This is a genomic window from Nonomuraea insulae, from assembly GCF_042656245.1.
This window is the reverse complement of sequence record NZ_JBHSPA010000010.1, coordinates 126338-127271: the sequence shown is the minus strand read 5'-3', so window position 1 is coordinate 127271 and position 934 is coordinate 126338. Positions and strand designations below refer to the sequence as shown.

2 protein-coding genes are annotated in these 934 nt (G+C 68.3%); one reads left to right on the top strand and one right to left on the bottom strand.

Annotated features, from left to right (window positions below):
• Positions 1–183: hypothetical protein (locus tag ACFPZ3_RS07420; RefSeq protein WP_379513204.1), on the bottom strand; the 183-nt coding region annotated here is incomplete at its 3' end.
• Between the two features lie 143 nt (positions 184–326).
• Here ACFPZ3_RS07420 and ACFPZ3_RS07415 point away from each other — a divergent pair.
• On the top strand, positions 327–884 hold the full coding sequence (locus tag ACFPZ3_RS07415; protein WP_379513203.1) for an FG-GAP-like repeat-containing protein: 558 nt from the start codon (positions 327–329) through the stop codon (positions 882–884).
• The last annotated feature ends 50 nt before the right edge of the window (positions 885–934 follow it).

The window sequence follows — 934 nt, the reverse complement described above, 5'->3', positions numbered from 1 at the left end:
GGCGAACATCACGAACGCCCCCACCGGGTCGAACACGAACGTGACCAGCCAGAAGACGGTGACCCCGAGCCACATCCCCAGGTAGAAGCGCGAGCCCCACGTGCTGGAGCGGCGGACGGCGCCCTGCGCGCGGTCCACTTCACGGAGAGCGGCTTCCGCTGACATCTTGTCGTGCTCCGACATTTATTTCCTCCTGCTCATCTTGTTTACTCTCACGAGAGTACTCAACTCTCGTTCAAGTATCTAGGAGTGGCCGAGCAGTCGGCCGTACGATCATCGCCGAGCTCAACGGCGACAAGCGGGCCGACGGCAGCATCCGCGCCTCGGTGAACACCGTCGGCACGCCCGGGTTCCCCGACTGGGTGGACGTGGGCGTATACGACCCGGGAGCCCATCCCAGTGACGGCGGCCAGAAGATCGACTTCCATGGGGAGGAGGTGCGCTTCGCCGACCTCAACGGGGACGGGCGCGACGACATCCTGCTGGTCAGCGCGGAAGGCGCGGTCCACGTGTACCGGAACCTGTGGAACCCCGACGGCGGCGGAGGCAACGGCAACGTGGAGCCCGAATGCTGGCCGCTGTGGCTCAACTGGGCCGGCGGCACCAAGGGCTCATCGCTGGAAGCCGTCCGGTTCGCCGACGGCGACGGGGACGGCGCGGCCGACTACCTGCAGGTCAGCGTCGAGGGCGCGGTGCACGCCTTCCTCAACAGGGGTGCCGGCGGCAACGGCAGCTTCGAGCCGCGCTACGACTGGGCCCACGCGTCCGGCTACCCCCGCGAGTACGTCACGTTCGCCGACATCAGCGGTGACGGCAGGGCCGACTATCTGGTCGTCTATCACGGCGGCGCGGTCCGCGCCTGGCTGAACCGCGGCGGCAACTAGCACCATCCCGCGGACCGCCGGCCGGTCCGGATCTCGGGAGGGGGCTTGGG